Genomic DNA, 24,747 nt, shown 5'->3' with positions numbered 1-24,747 from the left:
GTGATAGAAGGGCAGAACGCTGGCGCAAGGTGGAGCGCGATCAGTGGGGTGGCTTGTTTGCGATGGGCATAGGTATCTACACAACTTTGTGGGTTGTAACAGCAGACGGTAACCACGATGCGAAGCGAGCCGCTCTTGATCTTGATCTGCTTTTGATCTCAGGCGCCCCGTTAAACCACGCTGGCCGGAATTCGACAGTGATTTGGGGGGTAAACCGGCAGGGATGCCGGTTTAGCCGCCCCGCGCCATGGATGGCGCGTGGCGGCGGCCCCCCAAATCACTGGCGGATTACGGGCACACCGAGCCCAAGCGAGGTGCCGAGTGGTGGGGCAAGAGCGTTTTGCTTACTTTTGCGCTTTTCAAAAGTGAGCCGCCGTCAGGGCGGAACCCTAAGTGGCCGTTACCCCAGGAATGGATATGTACACAATCCAACTGCGTTGATTGCCAGACCGCCTTCGCGAGCAAGCCCGCTCCCACAGTTGGATCGTTGGGGTGTCAGGTAGATAGGCTTCGGCTGGCAGGCCGCTATCGCAGGCAAGCCAGCTCCCACACTTTTACTGCACTGTGTCAGTTAGCCGATGGTCATCAGGCTGGCGTTACCACCCGCTGCAGCAGTGTTAACGCTCAACGCACGCTCAATCACCAGACGCTCCAGCGCAATCGCCGTTTCGCCTTGCGACATACCATGCACCCCAACAATCGCCCCACCGCGCTGCGCCACTTGCTGGCACACCGCACGCAGTTGGTCGGAATCACCGTGATGCAGCACGGCGTCAAACACCACGTCGTCCTTGGTCCAGTCGGCCACGCGCTTGATCTTCGCCTGAATTTCTTTCGGCAAGCGCGGGAACAAGGCCTTGGTCAGCTCGGTTTCCGGCCATACCGCCGAACCGCCGACGGCCAATACCGCCGCCAGTTGGGTCAGCAGGTCGCCTTCCACGTCGGCCAGGCACAGCACGTGCTCGCGCGGCAGGATGGCGTAGCTGTTGCGCTCGCCGGTCGGGCCGGCCAGTTGGCGGGTGATACCGCTTTGCGACTGGGCGGCGAACTGCGTGCACAGGGCGCTCAGTTCACTGAACTTATGGCCGTCGGCCCAGGTTTTCAGGGCGGTCAGCGATTGGCTCATGGCATCACGCAGGCGCACGTCCGGCGCGGCCAACTTGTCACCTCGTACGAAGGATTGCTCGATCGCATCGGTAGGACGGGTCGACAACAAGCGGTACAGGTACAGCGGGCCACCGGCTTTCGGGCCAGTACCCGACAGGCCTTCGCCGCCGAACGGTTGCACGCCGACCACGGCACCCACAATGTTGCGGTTGACGTAGACGTTACCGGCATTGACGTTGTCGATCACCTTGGCGATGGTCTCGTCGATGCGCGTGTGCACGCCCAGGGTCAGGCCGTAGCCGGAAGCGTTGATCTGGCCGATGAGCTGGTCGATCTCTTTGCGCTTGTAGCGCACCACGTGCAGTACCGGGCCGAAGATCTCGCGTTGCAGTTCGTCGAAGCTTTCCAGCTCGATCAGGGTCGGCATCACGAAGGTGCCGCGCTTGATCTCTTCACCGTCGGCAATCGCCACCTGGTAAACGTTGCGGCCTTTGTCGCGCATGGCCTGGATGTGTTTCTCGATACCCGCCTTGGCTTCGGCATCGATCACCGGGCCGATGTCCACCGACAGGCGTTCCGGGTTACCCAGGCGGCATTCAGCCATGGCGCCCTTGAGCATTTCGACCACACGGTCTGCCGAATCTTCCTGCAGGCACAGTACACGCAGCGCCGAGCAACGTTGGCCGGCGCTGTCAAAGGCCGACGAGACGACGTCGATCACCACTTGTTCGGTCAGCGCCGAGGAGTCGACGATCATCGCGTTCTGGCCACCGGTTTCGGCGATCAACGGAATCGGGCGACCCTGGGCATCCAGGCGACCGGCGACATTGCGTTGCAGCAGGCGCGCCACTTCGGTAGAACCGGTGAACATCACGCCTTTGACGCGATCATCACCCACCAGGCGGGCACCGACGCTTTCGCCCTGGCCTGGCAGCAGTTGCAGCACGCCTTCCGGAATGCCAGCTTCAAGCAGGATGCGTACGGCCTGGGCAGCCACCAGCGGCGTCTGCTCGGCAGGCTTGGCCAGCACCGGGTTACCGGCAGCCAGTGCAGCAGCTACCTGACCGCTGAAGATGGCGAGCGGGAAGTTCCACGGGCTGATGCACACCACCGGGCCCAATGGGCGGTGGGCGTCATTGGTGAAGTCGTTGCGCGCCTGCACCGCGTAGTAACGCAGGAAGTCCACGGCTTCACGCACTTCGGCGATGGCGTTGGCGAAGGTCTTGCCGGCTTCACGGGCCAGTAAGCCCATCAGCGGCTGGATCTCGCCTTCCATCAGGTCGGCGGCGCGCTCCAGGATGGCAGCACGTTCGGCGGGCGGGGTGGCCTGCCAGATCGGCGCGGCGCTGATGGCGCACTGGATGGCGTTGTCGACGTCTTCGACGGTGGCTTCCTGTACCTGGCCGACCACGTCACGCAGATCGGACGGGTTCAGCACCGGTTGGGCCGCTTCATTGCTGGCGACGCAACCGAGCATCGGTGCGGCCTTCCAGTTGTTGTGAGCAGTGGCGAGCAGGGCGCAGGACAGCGAGGCCAGGCGATGTTCGTTGGCCAGGTCGATACCGGCCGAGTTGGCGCGGTCGCTGCCATACAGGTCACGCGGCAGCGGAATACGCGGGTGCGGCAGGCCGAAACCGCCTTCCTGGGTTGCCATTTGCTCGATGCTGGCCACCGGGTCGGCTACCAATTCCTGGATCGAGATGGACTGGTCAGCGATACGGTTGACGAACGAGGTGTTGGCGCCGTTTTCCAGCAGGCGACGAACCAGGTAAGCCAACAGTGTTTCGTGGGTGCCAACCGGCGCGTACACACGGCACGGACGGTTCAGCTTGCCTTCGGAAACCTTGCCTACAACCTGTTCGTACAGCGGTTCACCCATGCCGTGCAGGCACTGAAACTCGTACTGGCCGGGGTAATAATTCTGACCGGCGATGTGGTAGATAGCCGACAAGGTGTGGGCGTTGTGCGTGGCGAACTGCGGGTAGATGACTTCCGGCACCGACAGCAGTTTGCGTGCGCAGGCAATGTAGGAAACGTCGGTGTACACCTTGCGGGTGTAGACCGGGTAGCCTTCCAGGCCTTCGACCTGGGCGCGCTTGATTTCGCTGTCCCAGTACGCGCCTTTTACCAGGCGGATCATCAGGCGGTGGCGGCTGCGGCGGGCCAGGTCGATGACGTAGTCAATTACATACGGGCAACGCTTCTGGTACGCCTGGATCACAAAGCCGATACCGTTCCAGCCGGTCAGCTGCGGCTCGAAGCACAGGCGCTCGAGCAGGTCCAGGGACAGCTCCAGGCGGTCGGCTTCTTCGGCGTCGATGTTCAGGCCGATGTCGTACTGCTTGGCCAGCAAGGTCAGCGACAGCAGGCGCGGGTACAGCTCGTCCATCACGCGCTCGTACTGCGCACGGCTGTAGCGCGGGTGCAGGGCGGAGAGCTTGATGGAGATGCCCGGGCCTTCATAGATCCCGCGGCCATGGGAGGCTTTGCCGATGGAGTGAATGGCTTGTTCGTACGACGCCAGGTACTTCTGGGCGTCGTGTTCGGTGAGTGCGGCTTCACCGAGCATGTCGTAGGAATAGCGGAAGCCCTTGGCTTCGAATTTGCTCGCATTGGCCAGAGCTTCGGCGATGGTTTCGCCGGTCACGAACTGCTCGCCCATCAGGCGCATGGCCATGTCGACGCCCTTGCGGATCATCGGCTCGCCGCTCTTGCCGATGATGCGGCTCAGGGACGAGGTCAGGCCTGCTTCGTTGTGGGTCGACACCAGCTTGCCGGTCAGCAGCAGGCCCCAGGTGGCGGCGTTGACGAACAGCGATGGGCTGTTGCCCAAATGCGGCTGCCAGTTGCCGGTGCTGATCTTGTCGCGGATCAGTGCATCGCGGGTGCCTTTGTCCGGGATGCGCAACAGCGCTTCGGCCAGGCACATCAGCGCCACGCCTTCCTGGGACGACAGGGAGAATTCTTGCAGCAGGCCCTGAACAATACCGGCACGGCCGCCGGCACTCTTCTGATTGCGCAGTTTTTCGGCAATGCTCGCGGCCAGCTTGTTGGTGGCTTCGGCCATCGGGGCTGGCAGGCGCGCCTGTTCGATCAGCATCGGCACCACTTCCGGCTCGGGGCGGCGGTAAGCGGCGGTGATCGCGGCACGCAATACCGATTGCGGCAGGATGCTCTCGGCGAACTCAAGGAAGCACTGGTGGGCGTGGTCGGCCTGGACCTCGCCGGCATCGTCGGCCTCCTTGCTGCTCAAGCCATTGAGCTCGGACAGGGTTGCACCACCCTCGAGTTTCTCCAGGTAATTGAAAATCGCCTGCTTGATCAGCCAGTGCGGCGTGCGATCAATGGAGGTCGCGGCGGCCTTAAGGCGTTCGCGGGTCGGGTCGTCGAGTTTGACCCCAAGGGTGGTCGTTGCCATTTTTTTATCCTCATGGGTGCCACTACCGAGTGGCATCTGCTGGCGGCAAGATTAGCTTTGCCCATCCCGAGGTGCAACCGGGTGCAACCCTTTTGTTGGTTAAATGTTCGACGCTTGATCGGAAAAAAATAAACACACGACCGAATCCGCTCCGCGCTGGTGCATTTGCTTCTGAGATCGGCTGTTCTTGCTCCGAAAAGGAGCAAAAAAAGCGCGTTTGTCCTAAAACATACTTGGGTGCAACTTAATCGGCAGAAACTGGTTGCACCTTATTTGCTTTGTTGAATAGCATTCGCGCACCAAGGTGCAACCAACCCTGTGGGTGGGTTCATCGGCTGGCGGCTTTCCTGGGGAAACGCCAGTCATAAATGCGCGGCATGCAGGTTCGTCTATCCGGTTATCCACGGGTGGCCGTCCCCATGACCGTCGCTACATAAAAACAAAGCCAGGGCGTCACTCCTATGAGCGTTAGTAATCCAACCCTGATCACGTTCGTGATCTACATCGCAGCAATGGTGCTGATCGGCCTGATGGCCTATCGCTCCACCAACAACCTTTCCGATTACATCCTGGGCGGTCGCAGCCTCGGTAGCGTGGTGACAGCTCTGTCCGCCGGTGCTTCCGACATGAGCGGCTGGCTGTTGATGGGCTTGCCGGGCGCGATCTACATGTCCGGTCTGTCGGAAAGCTGGATTGCCATCGGCCTGATCGTCGGTGCTTACCTCAACTGGTTGTTCGTGGCCGGCCGCCTGCGCGTGCAGACCGAACACAACGGCGACGCCCTGACCCTGCCGGATTACTTCTCCAGCCGCTTCGAAGATAAAAGCGGCCTGCTGCGGATCATCTCCGCCGTGGTGATCCTGGTGTTCTTCACCATCTACTGCGCCTCCGGCATCGTCGCCGGCGCCCGCCTGTTCGAAAGCACCTTCGGCATGTCCTACGAGACCGCGCTGTGGGCCGGTGCTGCAGCGACCATTGCCTACACCTTCATCGGTGGTTTCCTGGCAGTCAGCTGGACCGATACCGTACAAGCCACGTTGATGATCTTCGCGCTGATCCTCACGCCGATCATCGTGCTGCTGGCCACCGGCGGTGTAGACACCACCTTCCTGGCCATTGAAGCCAAGGACCCGACCAGCTTCGACATGCTGAAAAACACCACCTTCATCGGGGTTATTTCGCTGATGGGCTGGGGCCTGGGCTACTTCGGCCAACCGCACATCCTCGCGCGTTTCATGGCGGCGGACTCGGTGAAGTCGATCGCCAAGGCGCGTCGTATTTCCATGACCTGGATGATCCTGTGCCTGGGCGGCACCGTGGCAGTGGGCTTCTTCGGTATCGCTTACTTCTCGGCGCACCCGGAAGTGGCAGGCCCGGTGACTGAAAACCCTGAGCGTGTGTTTATCGAACTGGCCAAGATCCTGTTCAACCCATGGGTTGCCGGTGTGTTGCTGTCGGCCATTCTGGCGGCGGTGATGAGCACCCTGAGCTGCCAATTGCTGGTGTGCTCCAGCGCCCTGACCGAAGACTTCTACAAGGCGTTCCTGCGCAAGGGCGCGTCCCAGCGTGAACTGGTATGGGTCGGTCGCCTGATGGTTCTGGTCGTGGCCTTGATCGCCATCGCCATGGCCGCCAACCCGGAAAACCGCGTACTGGGCCTGGTCAGCTACGCCTGGGCCGGTTTCGGTGCAGCCTTCGGCCCTGTGGTACTGATCTCGGTAATCTGGAAACACATGACCCGCAACGGCGCACTGGCTGGCATCCTGGTCGGCGCAATCACTGTGATCGTATGGAAACACTTTGAATTGCTGGGCCTGTACGAAATCATCCCAGGCTTCATCTTCGCCAGCCTGGCGATCTACTTCGTGAGCAAGATGGGCGCACCGACGGTGGGTATGGTCGAGCGTTTTGATGCTGCGGAAAAAGATTACAACTTGAACAAGTAATTCGTCGGCGTTTAACGTCTTGCTAACTGAAAAAGGCCCGCATCCCATGGACTGCGGGCCTTTTTTGCGGTTCACAGGCGTAGTGTACGGCTTAAAAATTCAGTTGATCCCTGAAATGAAAGACCGTCGCGCCAACGGCCCCGATCAGGCCGATAAAAGCTATGCCATGAAGCATAAGCTTGAGGTGTCGAGGGAATTCTTCGACCTGCCTTACGTTAATGACGCGACGTTTTGCATTCCACTTTGGCAGGGCGATCGCCACATAGACTACGCATAGCCTGGCTAATCTCCCTTGAAGGTTGTTCCCCAGAAGACATTTGTAGTCGTTCACAAGGCGGCATTGATTCAGCAGATGCTCCATCTTCTCTAGTTTGCGATAAGCCAGGAAAATGTCGAATATGACTGCTATGAGCATACAGCCTGCGGAGCTGAGCGCTATTTGGGCGCTTACCGAGAGATTGAGTAAGGACTCAGTACTCATATAAAACCTCTCCAGCCATGGCGCCCAACTCACTCCCCCAACTGCCTAAGGTTGCGCCTACCGCGCCCCCAGCTATCAACAGGCAGCTCAAGGCTAGTGGTCCGGTTGTTGGGGTCATGACCGCCACACACAAGCCCATGCCGATCTGACCTCCAATAATCCCTCCTGTAACCCCGAAAGTTAATTTACCCGCCTCCACATATTTCGCTTTTCTGCATTGTTCCTCTCTCCCGGTCGAACACGCCTCTTTTATCTCCAGCGCCGTCACCGTCGTACTCAATGCTATCCCCAACGGCGTCCCGTTTTTAAGCAGCTTCGCCGTCTTCGAAATCCGTGCGATGGTCTCTTGATACCGGCTTATCTCCCCCGTATGCAAATAGCTTCTGGTCGAGACACCTAGCATTTTCTTGATCGAGCCTTCATTGCGCAGCCCCGTGCCATAACGCGCAAAACCCCGCAGTTGAGCGTCCAGCCTTGCAAACAGTGTTCGGCGTCGTGCGAGAAACTCCTCTCTGGCGGCACCACCGCCCCGGCGTAGTGACTGTTTATGCAGGGCATCAATTTCTTCCAGGGTTTTTGCAATGTCTTGCAAATGCTTGCTCCAGGCATCACCTGCCGTGCCTATACCCAGTGAGGTATACCCCAGCAGCTTTTGCAGCAAATCATAGTTGTGCACTGCAAAGGCATCCCCGCCTTCGGCCATCACGCTGTGGCGAATATCCCAGGCGGCTCGCATCAAGCGTGACTCTTGCAGGGTACAGGCTGCGGTAGTGTCGTCGCCGATAATGACGAGTTGCCCCGGTAGCACCACCACATTGCGAATGTGCGCGTTGAGCGCGTCGAACTTGGCTTCGGCGTGCTTTCCTAAGCGTAATTTGGCCTTGAGTTCCACAGAGGTTTGTTGCTGGTCATTGATAAACGCATAGGGCTGGGACATTACAGATTCCCCAGCAATAGTGATCGGCTCGAAGAGTGGCGATTGCCTGCCATGAAAACATTCCTTTTGAATGAACATGGCTGCGCAATTTAAACAGGTGATGAGAGGGTGTCGTGGTTATGGAGGGGCGTTTCGGGGGGGGGGTTTACGTTTGGGAAACAGGCTACTGGGCTGCCGTAATATTCTGTCAGACGTGTGGATTTTTACCGCAATGGGGCTTCAGCACGCGGCTACCCCCCATTAAATGAAGACGGCGGTAGGACCTTACTGATTTACCCGGTATGAGCTCAGGCCGGCCGTAAGCTGGTGCAGAATCGACCGCCCACCCTTCGCAGAGAAACACCGGATGTTCGCTCCTGCCAACCAACCTGCATTTACCCTGGCCCTGGACGGGTCGCCCAGTGACTTCAAGGTGTTCGCGTTCAACGGCACCGAGGCCATCAGCCAGCCTTACCGGTTTGAACTTGAGCTGGTCTGCGAGCAGCCGGATATCGACCTGGAGGGCTTGCTGCATCGCCAGGTGTACTTGGGCTTCGATGAGCAGGGGCATGGCGTTCATGGCCTGGTGTATCGGGTTGCCCAGGGCGACTCGGGCCGGCGCTTGACGCGTTACCAGCTCAGTCTTGCGCCACATCTGGCGTACCTGGCACACAGCAGCCACCAGCGCATTTTTCAGCATAAGACGGTGCCGCAGATTGTTGCTCAGGTGTTGGCTGGGCAGGGGATTCACAGTGACCGCTTTGAGTTCCGGTTGAGCGGTGATTACCCGGAGCGTGAATATTGCGTGCAGTTCGGCGAGAGCGACCTGGCGTTCATTCAGCGCCTGTGTGCCGAGCTGGGGATTCACTATCACTTCCAGCATTCCCCCGAAGGGCACCTGCTGGTGTTTGGCGATGATCAGACGGTGTTTGCCCAGATGGATCAGCCTACGCCTTACCGGCCAGGTTCGGGAATGGTGGCCGATACTCCCGCGATCAAGCGCTTCACTTTGCAATTGGCAACCCGTACCACGGCGCTGAACCTGCGCGATTACGACTTTCGCAAACCCCATGTCGAGCTAGAAGGCGCAGCCGTCGACGAGTCATTGCCCAAGCTTGAAGCGCAGCACTACCCCGGCAACTTTTCCGACCGAGCCCAAGGCAGATGCCTAGCCCAGCGTGGCCTGGAGCGGCACCGCAGCGACTATCGCAGTGCCCATGGTCAGGGCGATGAGCCTGCGTTGGCCAGTGGCCGGTTTTTGCAGTTGCGTGAGCACCCTCGCGAGGACTGGAATGACTTGTGGCTGGTGACGCAGGTGCGCCATGAAGGCAAGCAGCCCCAGGTGCTGGAGGAGGCGGTCACCGAGGAGGATGGAGGGGAACTGCGCCAGGGCTATCGCAACGCATTTGTGGCCGCGCCATGGGATGCGGTGTTTCGTCCGCCCTTGCCAGAGCAGCCGCGCCCGACGGTGTCGGGGTATCAAAGCGCGGTGGTCACTGGCCCGGTTGACAGTGAGGTTCACTGTGACGAATACGGCCGGGTCAAGGTGCAACTGGCCTGGGATCGCATTGGCGAGCACAACGACCATTCCAGTTGCTGGTTGCGGGTAGCCAGTGGCTGGGCCCATGACCGTTATGGTGTGGTGCTGATCCCCCGGGTGGGCATGGAAGTGCTGGTGGGGTTCGTCAATGGCGACATGGACATGCCGCTGGTGGTGGGATGCCTGCCCAACGCCGCCACGCCTGTGCCCCTCGACCTGCCAGCGGACAAGACCCGCAGTCTCTTGCGTAGCCGGAGCAGCCCGGGCGGTGGCGGCTACAACGAACTGCGTATCGAGGACCGCAAGGGCGCCGAAGAGATCTACCTGCGCGCCCAGCGCGACTGGACCCAGCATGTGCTGCATGACCAACAGGTACAGGTCGATAACCAGCGTCGCGTGCAGGTGGGCGGCGAGTCGCGCCATGAGTTGCAGGGCCAGGAGCAGCGCATCACCCACGGCAACCGTTTGACGGAACTCAAGCAGGATGACCATCTGGTGGTCGGCGGTTCGCAGCACATGCGGGCCGGGCAGACCATTGCGCTGGGCGCCGGGCAAAGCATCATCATTGATGCGGGTGCCAGCGTGACGATCCAGGCGGGCGGGCAGTCGATCACGTTATCAGCGGGCGGGATATTCAGCAGCGTGCCGATCCAGCTCGGCAGCGCGCCTGCCCCGACACCGGTGCCGTTGATGCCTGGATTGAACGAGACTTTATTGGCGGTGGTGCCCGCGCCGTTAAGCCGCGCACAAGTGGTCAGCCTGAAACGCAGCGCGCTGTTCTGCGAAGAATGCGAGCGCTGCAAGAACGGCCAGTGTGACATCGGCGCCCCTGTGCGGAGTGCGTCCTGATGCCTGCACCCTTGACGCCCAGTGCCTGGCTGGCGCAATACCCGTTGCAGCCAGATGAACAGCTGTACGCCGTGCTGGGCAATGCCAGCGACGCCAAGCCGCTCGCCGCCTGGCAAGCCAGGGCCGCGGCAAAGATGCCGCGACCGATCTGGGCGGGCACGGCCTACGCTGACTGGGATGAGGTCATGCCCTACGTTGGCGTCGTGGAGCCGGGCAGTGCCTTTCTCGAGTGGATAGCCACCACCCAAGCGACGGATTGGGGCTGGCTGGCGGTCTCATCCAGCCCGCTGGAGGTGGTGATCGCGCATTTGCAGGGCTTGACCCAGGTGTACCTGCCGGAAAACCAGCCGGTGTTTTTGCGTTTCTGGGACGGTGCGCACCTTTTGCCGATGTGGCAGTCATTAGGCGACGAGGCGGCGCGCGTGTTGCCGGTGTTCCAGCGCTACCTGGTCAACGGCCAGCCGCTGTCCGTGGCGCCCCAATCAGTCACTGCGGCTCCAACCAGCCCGTGGTGGCAGGTACCGGCATCGTTGCTGACGCATATGGCCCAGCAATCACCGCAGGTGCTGGTCGACAACCTGCTGCAATGGCTCCAGGAGCAGCGTCCTGACCTCTACACTGCGTTTACGCCAGCCACCTTGCAGCACAAGGTCGCCTACTTCACACGCAGGCCGCAAATCAGCCATGGCGCATTGGCTGATTACCTTGCCTCGCAACTCGGTTGAGCCCCTGGTGATAGCGTGACATCCGTGTCGCCTGCCGTGCGGCCCTGCACCTTTGCGTCGGTAGAAGGTAAACTTCGCCCCCTGCGCAGGAGCAACCATGAATTATCGTCACGCCTTTCACGCCGGCAACCATGCCGATGTCTTCAAACACCTGACCTTGACCCGCCTCATCGCCCTGATGTCGCGCAAGGAACAGCCGTTCGCCTACCTCGACACTCACGCAGGCATTGGCTTGTACGACTTGCAGGGCGACCAGGCCAACCGCACCGGTGAGTACCTGGAAGGCATCGCCCGCCTGTGGGGCGCAAGCGACCTGCCGCCGCTCACCGCCGACTACATGCGCGTGCTGCACGAGATGAACCCGGATGGCCAGTTGCGCTACTACCCCGGCTCACCGGAACTGGCGCGCCGCCTCACGCGGCCCCAGGACCGTGTGCTGCTCAATGAGAAGCACCCGGAAGATGGCGTGCTGCTCAAGGACAACATGAAGGGTGATCGCCGCGTCAAAGTGCACCTGGGCGAAGGCTGGCACGTGCCACGGGCCTTGCTGCCGGTGCCGGAAAAGCGCGCGCTGATGTTGATCGACCCGCCGTTTGAAAAGCTCGACGAAATGCAGCGTTGCGCGGCGTCCCTCAAGGAAGCCGTCAGCCGTATGCGCCAGACGGTCGCGGCGATCTGGTACCCGGTGAAAGACCAACGCATGTTGCGCCGTTTCTACCAGGACCTGGCCGGTACCGGTGCGCCGAAGCTGCTGCGTGTGGAGTTGCTGGTGCATCCGCTGGACACGCCCAATACCCTCACTGGCTCGGGCCTGGCGATTGCCAACCCGCCGTGGGGCTTGGAAGAGGAACTGCGTGAGTTGCTGCCGTGGTTGTCCAAGCAACTGGGCCAGACCCAGGGTGGCTGGCAGATGGATTGGCTCATCGCCGAATAACCGATCTAAATCCAAACGCAGGACCCAATGTGGGAGCGGGCTTGCTCGCGAAAGCGGTATATCAGTCAGCCAATTCAGTGACTGACACTCCGCTTTCGCGAGCAAGCCCGCTCCCACATTTTGGTTTGTGTAGCTTCCTAGATCGGGCAGGTCACGCCAGTGCCGCCGATCCCGCAGTAACCCTGGGGATTCTTCGCCAGGTACTGCTGGTGATACGCCTCGGCGAAGTACACGGTCGGGGCCTCTTCGATTTCCGTGGTGATCTCACCCAGGCCGGCCTTGCTCAGCTCTTGCTGATACGCCGCGGCACTGGCTTTGGCCGCCGCCAGTTGCTCAGGCGTGGTGGCGTAGATCACCGAGCGGTACTGGCTGCCGATGTCATTGCCCTGGCGCATGCCCTGGGTCGGGTTGTGCAGTTCCCAGAACATTTTCAGCAGGTCTTCGTATTTCACCTTGGCCTGGTCATACACCACCAGCACCACTTCGCTGTGGCCGGTCAGGCCCGAGCAGACTTCTTCATACGTCGGGTTGGGCGTAAAGCCGCCGGCGTAGCCGACCACGGTGCTGACCACGCCATCGCGCTGCCAGAACTTGCGTTCCGCGCCCCAGAAGCAGCCCAGGCCGAAGATCGCAAAGCCGACGTCATCCAGGAACGGGCCCAGCAGTGGGTTGCCGTTGACGAAGTGCGTTTCGGGCAACTTCATCGGGGTTTCACGGCCAGGCAGAGCTTGTTCTTGAGTAGGCAGCACGTTTTTGTTCACCAGAATTTCCGAGCGCAAGACCATGATCAGTCCTCTCGTCAGGTTGAGTAACAGTAAATTGTCAGACAGCCAGTGTGCCCGAGTGTTACAGCGCTGTCAGGCGATTGGCCCGCGCGGGTAGCGTTTAAGCCTCTGCAGCAGCTCGGCACCCGGGATCGGGCGGTCGAACAGATAGCCCTGGCCCACGTCGCAACGGTGCCGGCGCAGGAACGCCAACTGCTCAGCGGTCTCGATGCCTTCGGCCACCACCTTGAGCTTGAGGTTGTGGGCCATGGCGATCACCGCCGAGGTGATTTCCATGTCGTCCTGGTTGTCCGGGATTTCATGAATAAAGCTGCGATCAATCTTAATGATGTCGATGGGGAATTTTTTCAAGTAGCTCAGCGACGAGTAACCGGTGCCGAAGTCGTCCATCGCCAGGGTCAGGCCAAAGCTCTTGAGCTGGTCCAGTTGCAGGCGCGTATCTTCGGTGGCTTCCAGCAGCAAGCCCTCGGTCAGCTCCAGCTCCAGCAGGTTGGCCGGCAGCTCTTCCTCCTTGAGGATGGTGGCAATCGACGCTACCAGGTCCGGGTCGGAGAATTGCTTGGGCGACAGGTTGATGGCCACCTGCAAGTTGCCCAGGCCTGCGGCCGTCAATTGCCGGCTCATGCGGCAAGCCTGGCGCGCGATCCATTTGCCGATGGGGATGATCAGCCCGGTCTCTTCAGCCACGCTGATGAACTGGTCGGGGCGGATCATGCCTTTTTCCGGGTGGTTCCAGCGCAACAGCGCTTCCATGCCCAGCAGGCGACCGCTGCGCAGGCACAGCTTGGGCTGGTAGAACACGTCCAGCTCGTTCTGGGTCAGGGCACGGCGCAGGTTGTTTTCCACGAACAGCTTGTAGCTGGCCTCGGCATTCAACGCTTCGGTGAACACTTGCACCTGGTGCTTACCATTGGCCTTGGCCTTGTGCAGGGCCAGGCCGGCGTTGCGCATCAGGGTCTGCGGGTCGCGGCCATGCAGCGGCGCGCAGGCCAGGCCCACGGAGCCGGTGACGCTGATCAGCTGGTTGTCGACGAACATCGGCTTGTCGAGGGTGGCCAGCAACTGGCTGGCCACCTGCTGGCCGGTCTCAAGGTCGGCGTCGTCCAACAGCACCGCGAATTCGTTACTGGCAAAGCGCGCCAGGCTGCCGCCGCTGCTCAAGCTGTTGCGCAGGCGGCGCGCCAGGCTGATCAGCAACTTGTCGCCAGTCTGGTGGCCGAGGCTGTCGTTGATGCGCTTGAAGTTGTCGATGTCCACCAGCAGCAGGCTGATCGGGCTATCGCTGTCGCGGGCAAAGCGCTCGTCGAGGTTGCGAATAAACGCCGGGCGATTGCCCAGGTTGGTCAGGTTGTCGGTGTAGGCCAGGCGTTCGATGCGCTGCTGCGCCAGCTTGGTCTGGGTGATGTCTTCGTAGATGCCGATGTAGTGGGTCAACTCGCGGTTGTCGCCATACACCTTGGAAATCGACAGCTGGCCCCAGTAGGGCTCCAGGTTCTTGCGGCGGCTCTTGAACTCACCTTGCCAGCTGTTGCTTTTGGCCAGGGCCGAGGGCGCGTCGAACAGCAATTCGCTGAGGTTTTCCAGGGCCGGCAGTTGGGCCAGGCGATGGCCGTGGACTTCTTCGGCGCTGTACTGGGTAATCGCGGTGAAGCTGGGGTTGACGTACTCCACCACACCATCGCAATTGACCAGCAAAAACGCGTTGGCGCTTTGTTCCACGGCGCGCTGGAACAGGTGCAGGGCGCTGGTGGCGGTGCGGCGGTTGTGGTTGTTGATGACCTGGGCGAACTGGTCTGCCAGCTCGCCGGCGAACGCGATCTCATCGGACTGCCAGGCGCGCGGGCTGCCGCCTTGTTCCAGGCACAGCACGCCGACGACCTGGCCGTCGACACGGATGCTGGCGTCGAGCATCGCGTGGACGTCCTTGGCGCGCAGGCTTTCGGCCATTTCCCGGGTACGTGGGTCGCGCAGGGCGTGGGTGGCATCGATGGCGCGGCTCGAATGCAGGGCTTCCAAGTAATCCGGGAAGCCACTGGCGTCGATGGCTTCGGGCAGGTGGTGTTGTTGATCGGCGCGGTGATAGGCCGAGATGGGTACCAGGTGATGGCCTTCGAGGTTCCAGATGCTGGCGCAGTCGATCTGGTAGATGTCGCACGCGCTGCGAGTGATCAGCTCAGCGGCTTCTTGCAGGGAGTTGGGCGTGGTGTAGCGTTGGCGCGCCAGCAGCAGGATCAATTCCTGCTGGGCACGCACTCGCTCCAGGTGCTGCAACTGTTCCTGCTGCGCTCGCTGGTTGAGCTCCAGGGCGATTTGCAGGCGACTGTTCTGGTTTTCCAGGTCGACGGTCGGAGCGGGCGTGCTGGTCTCGCTGAACAGCCCCTCAACCACCATCAGGTAGCCGCGCACCAGGTGGCGGTTATGTTGTTTATAGGCTTCGCCCATCTCCAAAACGCTTAGCGGGCCGTCATGGGTGTGCAGGGTGTAGCGCACCAGATAATGGGGGCTCTGGGCCAGTTGCTGCTGGATCGCATCGTGCAACTGGTAGCGCGCCTGGGGTTCCATCAGGCTGGCGTAGGGCGTGCCGATCAAGGCGCAGAGTTCAACCGCTGGCAGGCCGAACTGGCGCTCGCAATTGGGGTCGAGGTAGAGCAGGGCCCAGCTTGCCTCATTAAGCCGCTCGAAACGCAGCATACCGAGGCGCGAAGGCACCGGTAATTGCGTCACTACCTCGGCCGCCATACGGGCGACATCGGGTTGGCTTTTCATGGGGAAACTCGCTTGGGAAAATGCGCACTGCGCTGGGCTCACGCCCTCTTGACTGTCGACTGCGGCAAGGTTGCATCATGCAGCACGCAGTGACAAGAGAGGATGAAGGCTAAGTGCTATAAGCCTGTTATCGGCCGCATGGGTGATTTCTGTAATTGGGGTGATCGGTGGTTTATGCCTTTCCTCTGTAGGAGCGAGCTTGCTCGCGAAGTTCGTCAACGATGACGCAGGTCTTCTGGTTAAACGCGGCGTCCTGACGATCTTCGCGAGCAAGCTCGCTCCTACAAAAAACACAGGCAAAAAAAAGCCCCGCCAAGTGGCGGGGTTGAGGTACGAGCGTGGCGCTCGGAAATCGGTGTGGCAAGGGCCTTCCCGGTAACAGGAAGGCCCTGCGACTTACAGCAGGATGGTGCGGATGTCGTTCAGCAACTGGCTCAGGCGCTGGGTGAAGCGCGCAGCCGCGGCGCCGTTGATCACACGGTGATCGTAGGACAGCGACAGTGGCAGCATCAGCTTGGGTTGGAACGCTTTACCGTCCCATACAGGCTGGATAGTGGCCTTGGAAACACCCAGGATCGCCACTTCCGGCGCGTTGACGATTGGCGTGAAGCCAGTGCCGCCAATGTGGCCGAGGCTGGAGATGGTGAAGCAGGCGCCCTGCATGTCGTCCGGGGTGAGCTTCTTGTCGCGGGCCTTGGCAGCCAGTGCGGCCGCTTCGCCAGCCAGTTGCAGCAGGCTCTTCTGATCGACGTTCTTGATGACCGGTACCAGCAGGCCATCCGGGGTGTCGACCGCAAAGCCGATATGCACGTACTTCTTGCGAATGATCGCCTTGCCGCTTGGCGCCAGCGAGCTGTTGAAGTCCGGCAGTTCCTTGAGCAGGTGTGCACAGGCCTTGAGCAGCAGTGGCAGCACGGTCAGCTTCACGCCGGCCTTCTCGGCCACGGCTTTCTGCGCAACGCGGAACGCTTCCAGGTCGGTGATATCGGCCTGGTCGAATTGGGTCACGTGCGGGATGTTCAGCCAGCTGGCGTGCAAGCCTGCCGCGCCGATTTGCATCAGGCGGGTCATCGGCACTTCTTCGATTTCGCCGAAACGGCTGAAATCCACGGTACGGATCGGCGGAATGCCCGAACCACCGGTAGCGCCGCCGGCAGCCGGAGCTTCCTTGGCTTTTTGCATCATGGCTTTGACGTAAACCTGCACGTCTTCCTTCAGCACACGGCCGTGAGGGCCGCTGGCTGCAACAGCGCTCAGCTCGACGCCGAATTCACGGGCCAGCTGACGCACGGCTGGGCCGGCGTGAACCTTGGCACCGCTTGGCGCAGGTGCAGCCGCCGCAGGGGCTGGCGCAGCTTCGGCTTTTGCGGCCGGCGCAGGGGCAGCAGCGGCAGGCGCCGCTTCAGCCTTGGCCGCCGGAGCAGCAGCCGGTGCGGGTGCGGCGGCCGGTGCAGCGCCTTGTACTTTGAGCTTGAGGATGAAGTCACCGGTGCCGACTTCGTCTTCGAGCTTGACCGCAATGCTTTCCACCACGCCGGCAGCCGGTGATGGGATCTCCATGGAGGCCTTGTCGGACTCCAGGGTGATCAGCGACTGGTCGGCTTCGACGGTGTCGCCGACCTTGACCAGCAGCTCGATGATCTTGGCCTTGCCCGACGAGCCGATGTCCGGGACGTGAATGTCCTGGACGGTCGCGGCGGCAGGTGCAGCAGCGGGGGCTGGAGCAGCCTCGGCAGCGGCAGGTTTTTCAGCAGCAGGTGCAGGTGCAGCGGCGGCCGGAGCCGCGGCCGCAGGGGCTGCATCAGCAGCACCTTCGATTTCCAGTTCCAGCAGTTCGTCGCCTTCTTTCAGGCGGTCGCCCAGCTTCACTTTCAGGCTCTTGACCACGCCGGCCTTGGGAGCAGGGATTTCCATGCTCGCCTTGTCCGACTCCAGGGTCAGAATGCTCTGGTCGGCTTCGACGGTGTCGCCGACCTTCACAAACAGCTCGATTACTTCACCTTCACCGCTGCCGATGTCAGGTACGCGAATGAGTTCGCTCACAAAAAATCTCCTCAGCAGTCCAGTGGGTTGCGTTTTTCCGGGTTGATCCCGAACTTGACGATAGCGTCAGCCACCACCTTAGGTTCGATCTCACCACGGTCAGCCAAGGCTTCCAGGGCTGCCAACACCACGAAGTGACGGTCGACTTCGAAGAAGTGACGCAGCTTCTTGCGGCTGTCACTGCGGCCGAAACCATCGGTGCCCAGGACTTTGAATTCCTTGGACGGGACCCACTGGCGAATTTGTTCAGCAAACAGTTTCATGTAGTCGGTAGAGGCAATGACTGGACCCTTACGGCCGGCCAGGCACTCTTCGACGTAGCTCTTGGCTGGCTTCTGACCAGGGTGCAGGCGGTTGCTGCGCTCCACGGCCAGGCCGTCACGGCGCAGTTCGTTGAAGCTGGTAACGCTCCACACGTCGGCACCGACGTTGAACTCGTCACGCAGGATCTTCGCCGCTTCACGCACTTCGCGCAGGATGGTGCCGGAGCCCATCAGCTGTACGTGGTGCGCCGCTTCCTTGGTGTCTTCTTCGAGCAGGTACATGCCCTTGATGATGCCTTCTTCCACACCGGCCGGCATGGCTGGCTGCTGGTAGGACTCGTTCATCACGGTGATGTAGTAGAAAACGTCCTGCTGCTCTTCGGTCATCTTCTTCATGCCGTCCTGGATGATCACCGCCAGCTCATAGCCGTAGGTTGGATCAAAGGTGCGGCAGTTCGGGATGGTGGCAGCCAGGATGTGGCTGTGACCGTCTTCGTGTTGCAGGCCTTCGCCGTTCAGCGTGGTACGGCCGGCGGTACCGCCGATCAGGAAACCACGGGTGCGGCTGTCGCCAGCGGCCCAGGCCAGGTCGCCGATACGCTGGAAGCCGAACATCGAGTAGAAGATGTAGAACGGCAGCATTGGCTGGTTGTGGCTGGAGTACGAAGTACCGGCAGCGATGAAGGAGCTCATGGCGCCCGCTTCGTTGATGCCTTCTTCGAGGATCTGGCCCTTCTTGTCTTCCTTGTAGAACATCACCTGGTCTTTATCGACTGGCTCGTAGAGCTGGCCGACGGAGGAGTAGATGCCCAACTGACGGAACATGCCTTCCATACCGAAGGTACGGGCTTCGTCCGGGATGATCGGGACGATGCGCGGGCCGATGTCCTTGTCCTTGACCAGCTGCGCCAGAATACGCACGAAGGCCATGGTGGTGGAGATTTCACGGTCGCCCGAGCCGTCAAGGATAGCCTTGAGGGTGCTCAGGTCTGGCGTCGGTACGCTGAAGCTGTTGGCGCGGCGCTGTGGCACGAAACCGCCCAGTGCACTGCGACGCTCGCTCAGGTAGCGGGCTTCGGCGCTGTTTGGCTCTGGCTTGAAGAACGGCAGGTTCTCCAGCTCTTCGTCCTTGACCGGAATGTCGAAGCGGTCGCGGAACAACTTCAGGCTGTCGACATCGACTTTCTTGGTGTTGTGCGCGGTGTTCTTCGCTTCGCCGGCACCGGTGCCATAACCCTTGATGGTCTTGGCCAGGATGACGGTGGGTTGTTCTTTGTGGTTGACCGCTTCGTGGTACGCCGCGTAGACCTTGTACGGGTCGTGGCCGCCACGGTTGAGCTTCCAGATCTCGTCGTCGGACAGGTCGGCAACCATCGCCTTGAGTTCAGGCGTGTTGAAGAAGTGCTCGCGAACGAACGCGCCGTCTTTGGCTTTGTAGTTCTGGTACTCGCCGTCGATGACTTCGTCCATGCGACGTTGCAGGATACCGTCGACGTCCTTGGCCAGCAGTGGGTCCCAGAAGCGGCCCCAGATGACTTTGGTCACGTTCCACTGAGCACCGCGGAACACGCCTTCGAGTTCCTGGATGATCTTGCCGTTGCCGCGAACCGGGCCGTCGAGGCGCTGCAGGTTGCAGTTGATGACGAAGATCAGGTTGTCGAGCTTCTCGCGGCCAGCCAGGGAGATGGCGCCCAGGGATTCCGGCTCGTCGCACTCGCCGTCGCCCAGGAAGCACCAGACTTTCTGCTTGCCTTCAGGGATGAAGCCACGGGCTTCCAGGTACTTCATGAAGCGTGCCTGGTAGATCGCCTGGATCGGGCCCAGACCCATGGAAACGGTCGGGAACTGCCAGAAATCAGGCATCAGCCAAGGGTGCGGGTAGGACGACAGGCCCTGACCGTCGACTTCCTGGCGGAAGTTGTTCATTTGTTCTTCGCTGATGCGACCTTCCATGAACGCACGGGCGTAGACGCCTGGCGAGGTGTGGCCCTGGAAGTAGATCAGGTCGCCGCCGTGTTCGTCGGTCGGGGCCTGGAAGAAGTAGTTGAAGCCGATGTCATACAGGGTTGCGCTGGAAGCGAAGCTGGAGATGTGACCGCCCAGGTCCGAATCTTTCAAGTTCGTGCGCATTACCATCGCCATGGCGTTCCAGCGTACCAGCGAGCGAATGCGGCGTTCCATGAACAGGTCGCCAGGCATGCGTGCTTCGTGGGTAACGGGGATGGTGTTGCGGTATGGCGTAGTGATGGCGTAAGGCAGTTGCGAGCCGCTGCGGGTCGCGAGTTCGCCCATACGGGTCATCAGGTAGTGAGCACGGTCTTCGCCTTCTTTGTCGAGAACCGATTCCAGGGCGTCCAGCCATTCCTGGGTTTCGACGGGATCGAGGTCTTGCATGGCTTGCTCCAGGGCGGAAAGGCTACCAGAATCGGTTGCCTGAAGTTTGCGACTGGCCTTGTGGGCAGACGACATAAATTCTTGGATGGCCGAAGGTTGCTTCGGCGTCCTGTAGTTTTACTACAAATCGTCGGCCATTTCAGCCTTTCGAATGTATATACGAGTAGTAAAACTACACAAGACTGAGCGTATGGCTCGGTCTTGCTGGTGAGCATAATCGTTATTGTTGGTCTATTGCGAACAAGAAAAGGTGAAACTTTGATGTTGCCTGCCAAGATTAGTTTAATTTCAGCTATTTCTAACCTTTGTTCGACAGTCCTTCACCGAGCATGGCTCTTGCCTTCACAACTACACGCCATTTACACGCCGATCAAGGATAGACCATGAGCCTTCCAACGCTGGCCGAACTGCCGGCCATTCTGTTGCCTTACGCCAACCGGGCCGAGCAGTCATTTCGTGACGCGGTGGCCGCGCTGGACGACGATCATGGCCTTTCTGCGTGGACGCCGCAACGGTGGGCCGACTTCGCCCGCGTATGCGCCGCCAGTGATTTCGTCATTGAACAGAGTGTTCGTGACCCTTTGATGTTGCTTGAGCTAGCGGCCTGGGGCGAGCTGGACCGCGGGTTTGCGCCCGGCGAGCTGTGCAGCCAGATAGCCGGCGCCGTGCAACAGGCCGAAACAGAAGACGAGCTGGGCCGCGTACTGCGCCGCCAGCGCACGCGCCAGCAGGTGCGCATCATCTGGCGCGACCTCACACGCCAGGCCGACCTGGTGCAAACCTGTCGCGACCTGTCCGACATGGCCGACGCCTGCATCGACCAGGCCTATCAATGGCTGTACCAGCGCCACTGCGCCCAATTCGGCACGCCGACTGGCGCACGCAGCGGCGAGGCGCAGCACATGGTCATCCTCGGCATGGGCAAGCTCGGTGCGGTGGAGCTGAACCTGTCGTCGGATATCGACCTGATCTTCGCCTATCCCGAAGGCGGCGAAACGGTAGGCGTGAAGCGCGCCCTGGATAATCAGGAGTTCTTTATTCGCCTGGGTCAAAAACTGATCAAGGCCCTGGACCCGATGACCGTCGACGGTTTTGTCTTCCGCGTCGACATGCGGCTGCGTCCCTACGGTTCGGCCGGCGCCTTGGTGCTCAGCTTCAACGCGCTGGAGCAGTACTACCAGGACCAGGGCCGGGACTGGGAGCGCTACGCCATGATCAAGGCGCGGGTAGTGGCCGGCGACCAGGTGGCTGGCGCGCAACTGCTCGACATGCTGCGCCCGTTTGTCTATCGCCGTTATCTGGACTTTTCGGCCATCGAAGCGCTGCGCACCATGAAGCAACTGATCCAGCAGGAAGTGCGGCGCAAGGGCATGGCCGACAATATCAAGCTGGGCGCGGGCGGCATTCGTGAGGTGGAATTTATCGCCCAGGCCTTCCAGTTGATCCATGGCGGCCGCGACCTCAGCCTGCAGCAACGCCCGCTGTTGAACGTGCTGGGCACCCTGGAAGGCCAGGGTTATTTGCCCGCGGCGGTGATCAGCGAGCTGCGCAGCGGTTACGAGTTTTTGCGTTACACCGAACATGCGATCCAGGCGATTGCCGACCGCCAGACGCAAATGCTGCCGGACAGCCCCGAAGACCAGGCGCGCATTGCCTTTATGCTGGGTTTCAGTGACTGGGCGGCGTTCCACGAGCGCCTGATGTACTGGCGTGGCCGTGTGGACTGGCACTTTCGCCAAGTGATTGCCGACCCTGATGAAGAAGAGGGCGAAGAAAGCGAATTGGTGGTCGGTGGTGAATGGTTGCCGCTGTGGGAGGAATCCCAGGATGATGACGCCGCGTGCCGCCAATTGAGTGAAGGCGGTTTCACCGATGCCCCCAAGGCCCTCAAGGCCTTGGCCAGCCTGCGCGCCAGCCCGCAGTTGCGCGCCATGCAGCGTCTGGGGCGTGAGCGCCTGGATGCGTTTATCCCGCGCCTGCTGGCCCAGGCCGTTGAACATGCCAACCCGGACCTGGTGCTGGAACGCGTGTTGCCGCTGGTGGAAGCCGTGGCCCGGCGTTCGGCCTACCTGGTGCTGCTCACCGAGAACCCTGACGCTCTGCGCCGCCTGCTGACCTTGTGCGCAGCCAGCCCGTGGATCGCCGAACAGATCACCCGCTTCCCGCTGTTGCTGGATGAATTGCTCAACGAAGGCCGCTTGTTCAAGCCGCCGCTGGCGCCGGAACTGGCTGCGGAGTTGCGCGAGCGCCTCACGCGCATTCCCGAAGATGACCTTGAGCAACAGATGGAAGCCTTGCGCCATTTCAAACTGGCGCACCGCCTGCGGGTGGCTGCCTCCGAAATCGCCGGCAGCCTGCCGTTGATGAAGGTCAGCGACTACCTCACCTGGCTGGCCGAAGCCATTCTTGAACAAGTGCTGGCCCTGGCCTGGCGCCAGACGGTCGCCCGTCACGGCTCGCCGCAGCGACTGGACGGCACCCTGTGCGATCCTGGCTTCATCATTGTCGGTTATGGGAAAGTCGGCGGCATCGAACTGGGGCATGGTTCGGACCTGGACCTGGTGTTCATCCATGACGGCGACCCCCAGGCCAAGACGGACGGTGCCAAGCCGATCGATGGCGCGCAGTTCTTTACGCGCCTGGGCCAGCGCATCATTCACCTGCTGACCACCCAGACCAACTCCGGCCAGCTGTATGAAGTGGATATGCGCCTGCGACCTTCCGGCGCATCGGGCTTGTTGGTGAGTTCCCTGGGCGCGTTTGACCGCTATCAACAAAATGAAGCCTGGACCTGGGAACATCAGGCCCTGATCCGCGCACGGGTGCTGGTGGGCAGCCAGGATGTGGGCCAGGCGTTCGAGCAGGTACGGGCCAACGTGTTGGGGCGTGAACGGGACTTGGAGAAGCTGCGCCAGGAGGTGAGCGAGATGCGTGCCAAGATGCGCGACAACCTGGGCACCAAGGCCACGACGGCCGGCAGGGGCGCCAATGCCTTCGAGGCCACGGCGCTGTTCGACCTCAAGCAGGACGCCGGAGGTATCGTCGATATTGAATTTATGGTGCAATACGCGGCTTTGGCGTGGTCTGCGCAACATCCATCGTTGCTGCGCTACACCGACAATATCCGCATTTTGGAGGGCCTGGAGCAGGTCGGGCTGATGCCCGCCGCCGATGCCCATTTGCTGCGTGAGGTGTACAAGGCCTACCGCTCCGCCGCGCACCGCCAGGCTTTGCAGAACGAGGCCGGCACGGTCGCCGGGGACCAGTTCGCCGACGAGCGGCGACAGGTGATGCGAATCTGGCAAGCGCTGGGCTTAAATTGAAACTCGACTGATTGGCGACGCCAATTTTTATATGGGATGCGGATTAATGTGGGAGCCGGGCTTGCCCGCGATGCAGGCGCCTCGGTTTATCAGTGATACCGAGGTGATGCAATCGCAGGCAAGCCAGCTCCCACATAAAGATGCTCCCTGGCGCACCGCGATCTACAGTAATTATCGAGGCGGGGAGGCATAAGCCTCCCCGCATCGTTTGTGGAAACTACATGAATATTCTGATCGTTGGGCCCAGTTGGGTCGGTGACATGGTGATGGCACAGACACTGTTTCAGTGCCTGCGCCTGCGCTATCCAGACTGCCAGATCGACGTGCTCGCCCCTGAGTGGAGCCGGCCGATCCTTGAGCGTATGCCCCAGGTGCGCAAGGCCTTGAGCTTCCCGCTCGGCCACGGCGCCCTGGAACTGGCGACCCGCCGACGTATCGGCAAGTCCATGGCCGGCCAGTACGACCAGGCGATCCTGCTGCCTAACTCGCTGAAGTCGGCGCTGGTGCCGTACTTTGCCGGTATCCCCAAGCGCACCGGCTGGCGCGGCGAGTTTCGCTATGTGCTGCTCAATGACGTACGCACCCTGGATAAAGCCCGCTACCCGTTGATGATCGAACGCTTTATGGCTTTGGCCTACGAGCCGGGCGCTGAACTGCCCAAGCCGTACCCGCGCCCCAGCTTGCAGATCGACCCGGTGACCCGCGACGCGGCGTTGGCCAAGTTTGGCCTGACCCTGGATCGGCCCGTATTGGCTCTGTGCCCTGGCGCCGAGTTTGGCGAGTCCAAGCGCTGGCCGTCGGAGCATTACGCCAAAGTTGCCGAGACGAAGATCCGCGAAGGCTGGCAGGTGTGGCTGTTCGGTTCCAAGAACGATCACTCGGTGGGTGAAGACATCCGCCAGCGCCTGATTCCCGGCCTGCGTGAAGAGGCGGTGAACCTCAGTGGCGACACGTCCCTGGCCGAGGCCATCGACCTGTTGTCGTGCGCCGACTCGGTGGTGTCCAACGACTCCGGCCTGATGCATGTGGCGGCGGCGCTGAACCGTCCGCTGGTGGCGGTGTACGGTTCGACCTCCCCAGGCTTCACTCCGCCGTTGGCCGACAAGGTCGAGGTGGTGCGCCTGGGCCTGGATTGCAGCCCGTGCTTTGAGCGTACCTGCCGTTTCGGCCACTACAACTGCCTGCGCCAGTTGCTGCCCCAGCCGGTCACCGATGCCTTGCAGCGTTTGCAGGGCGACGTGGTCGAGGTTCATTGAG

The 24,747-nt window shown here is 61.2% G+C and carries 13 protein-coding genes; 6 read left to right on the top strand and 7 right to left on the bottom strand.

The window, feature by feature from the left end; translation table 11 throughout:
- Window positions 1-571 precede the first annotated feature (571 nt).
- Complete coding sequence (gene putA, locus MF6394_RS08620) at window positions 572-4,525, bottom strand: trifunctional transcriptional regulator/proline dehydrogenase/L-glutamate gamma-semialdehyde dehydrogenase (protein WP_078466500.1); 3,954 nt, start codon at window positions 4,523-4,525, stop codon at window positions 572-574.
- A 461-nt stretch (window positions 4,526-4,986) separates the two neighbouring features.
- Here putA and putP point away from each other — a divergent pair, with 461 nt between their 5' ends.
- The gene (gene putP / locus MF6394_RS08610; protein ID WP_014716616.1) at window positions 4,987-6,471 is read left to right on the top strand and encodes a sodium/proline symporter PutP; all 1,485 of its coding nucleotides are present in this window, start codon (window positions 4,987-4,989) and stop codon (window positions 6,469-6,471) included.
- Window positions 6,472-6,562: 91 nt separating this feature from the next.
- On the opposite strand, the gene MF6394_RS08605 is transcribed toward putP, so the two are convergent.
- Together MF6394_RS08605 and MF6394_RS08600 are read right to left on the bottom strand one after the other, a co-directional pair.
- Window positions 6,563-6,952 carry a hypothetical protein gene (locus MF6394_RS08605; RefSeq protein ID WP_078466499.1) on the bottom strand — a complete coding sequence of 130 codons (390 nt, stop codon included), beginning with the start codon at window positions 6,950-6,952 and terminating at the stop codon, window positions 6,563-6,565.
- On the bottom strand, window positions 6,942-7,889 hold the full coding sequence (locus MF6394_RS08600) for a hypothetical protein (RefSeq protein ID WP_078466567.1): 948 nt from the start codon (window positions 7,887-7,889) through the stop codon (window positions 6,942-6,944). Before MF6394_RS08600 ends, MF6394_RS08605 begins: the two co-directional genes overlap by 11 nt.
- Before the next feature lie 346 nt (window positions 7,890-8,235).
- On the opposite strand from MF6394_RS08600, the gene MF6394_RS08595 reads away from it, so the two are divergent.
- The 3 genes from MF6394_RS08595 to MF6394_RS08585 all read left to right on the top strand — a co-directional run bounded on the left by MF6394_RS08595 (window position 8,236) and on the right by MF6394_RS08585 (window position 11,916).
- Entirely contained in the window at window positions 8,236-10,257 is a 2,022-nt protein-coding gene (locus MF6394_RS08595; protein WP_078466498.1) for a type VI secretion system Vgr family protein, read from the top strand.
- Complete coding sequence (locus tag MF6394_RS08590; RefSeq protein ID WP_078466497.1) at window positions 10,257-10,982, top strand: DUF4123 domain-containing protein; 726 nt, start codon at window positions 10,257-10,259, stop codon at window positions 10,980-10,982. The genes MF6394_RS08595 and MF6394_RS08590 overlap by 1 nt, the downstream gene beginning before the upstream one ends.
- Window positions 10,983-11,079: 97 nt before the next feature.
- Window positions 11,080-11,916, top strand: coding sequence for a 23S rRNA (adenine(2030)-N(6))-methyltransferase RlmJ (locus MF6394_RS08585; protein WP_032893901.1), 837 nt, complete (start codon window positions 11,080-11,082; stop codon window positions 11,914-11,916).
- Window positions 11,917-12,053: 137 nt separating this feature from the next.
- Here the strand turns inward: MF6394_RS08585 and msrA are convergent, their stop codons facing one another.
- From msrA to aceE, 4 genes are all read right to left on the bottom strand, one after another.
- A complete protein-coding gene (msrA, locus tag MF6394_RS08580) occupies window positions 12,054-12,701 on the bottom strand; it encodes a peptide-methionine (S)-S-oxide reductase MsrA (protein WP_032893900.1) in 648 nt (215 codons plus the stop codon).
- Between the two features lie 72 nt (window positions 12,702-12,773).
- A complete protein-coding gene (locus MF6394_RS08575; RefSeq protein ID WP_078466496.1) occupies window positions 12,774-15,467 on the bottom strand; it encodes a putative bifunctional diguanylate cyclase/phosphodiesterase in 2,694 nt (897 codons plus the stop codon).
- Window positions 15,468-15,863: 396 nt separating this feature from the next.
- A complete protein-coding gene (aceF, locus tag MF6394_RS08565) occupies window positions 15,864-17,510 on the bottom strand; it encodes a dihydrolipoyllysine-residue acetyltransferase (RefSeq protein WP_054918893.1) in 1,647 nt (548 codons plus the stop codon).
- A gap of 11 nt (window positions 17,511-17,521) precedes the next feature.
- Window positions 17,522-20,167, bottom strand: a complete 2,646-nt coding sequence (gene aceE, locus MF6394_RS08560) for a pyruvate dehydrogenase (acetyl-transferring), homodimeric type (protein WP_003187985.1) — start codon at window positions 20,165-20,167, stop codon at window positions 17,522-17,524.
- A 383-nt stretch (window positions 20,168-20,550) separates the two neighbouring features.
- Between aceE and glnE the strand changes: the two genes are divergently transcribed.
- Together glnE and waaF are read left to right on the top strand one after the other, a co-directional pair.
- Window positions 20,551-23,490: a bifunctional [glutamate--ammonia ligase]-adenylyl-L-tyrosine phosphorylase/[glutamate--ammonia-ligase] adenylyltransferase gene (glnE, locus tag MF6394_RS08555; RefSeq protein ID WP_078466494.1), complete on the top strand. Its 2,940-nt coding sequence runs from the start codon at window positions 20,551-20,553 to the stop codon at window positions 23,488-23,490.
- A 221-nt stretch (window positions 23,491-23,711) separates the two neighbouring features.
- Entirely contained in the window at window positions 23,712-24,746 is a 1,035-nt protein-coding gene (gene waaF / locus MF6394_RS08550; RefSeq protein WP_044270868.1) for a lipopolysaccharide heptosyltransferase II, read from the top strand.
- Window position 24,747 lies beyond the last annotated feature (1 nt).

The organism is Pseudomonas sp. MF6394, assembly GCF_002018845.1.
GTDB lineage: Bacteria > Pseudomonadota > Gammaproteobacteria > Pseudomonadales > Pseudomonadaceae > Aquipseudomonas > Aquipseudomonas lactis.
This window is presented reverse-complemented; position numbering and strand designations above follow the sequence as displayed.